The sequence below is a fragment of the Ancylomarina longa genome, from assembly GCF_003996985.1.
GTDB lineage: Bacteria > Bacteroidota > Bacteroidia > Bacteroidales > Marinifilaceae > Ancylomarina_A > Ancylomarina_A longa.
On record NZ_RJJX01000140.1, the window covers coordinates 1 to 625 of the forward strand.

At 37.4% G+C, this 625-nt stretch carries 1 protein-coding gene; it reads left to right on the forward strand.

Annotated elements, in window-relative coordinates; all coding sequences use genetic code 11:
• Positions 1–625, forward strand: a 625-nt coding sequence (locus tag DLK05_RS16690) for a lamin tail domain-containing protein (RefSeq protein ID WP_148114122.1), incomplete at both ends; no start/stop codon positions are given.

The following is a 625-nucleotide window of genomic DNA, read 5'->3' on the forward strand; positions in this document are numbered from 1 at the left end:
AARAGCGAAGGMGGTTGGTCTTTGGAGCGAATTGATCCGATGAACACATGCAGTACTTTTGGGAACTGGAYGAGYTCCMTWTCAACAACAGGTGGAACACCAGGACTTAAGAACTCTGTTAATGCAGAAAATCCGGATACCAGGAGTGCTGTAATAAGTAGYATACAAATTAGTTCCGATCATGAGCTGGTTCTGAATTTTAGTGAGTATATGGATAGTTTGAGTATCAAAACACTTTCGAATTATACTCTGGAAGCAAATGCGATAAGTCAAGTTGATCTAAAAACACCACAATCAATAGCTCTAATCTTTCAACAACCTTTTAAAGATGGTATCCCCGAAAGGTTGCAAATAAAATATTTGGAAGATGAGTGTGGAAATGTATTGGATAGTCTAATAGAATTCACCTATCATGAAATTCACGCTCATGATTTGGTAATCAATGAAATTATGGCAGATCCCTCACCTAGTGYTGGATTACCGGATTAYGAATATCTTGAACTTTACAATACTAAAGATTATCCTATAGTCATTACAAATTGGAGGTTGAAATTTGCAGATAAGGAATGCCTGTTGGGCGTGGATACAATTCCTTCTCARGGATATATCCTATTGTGCTCAACTG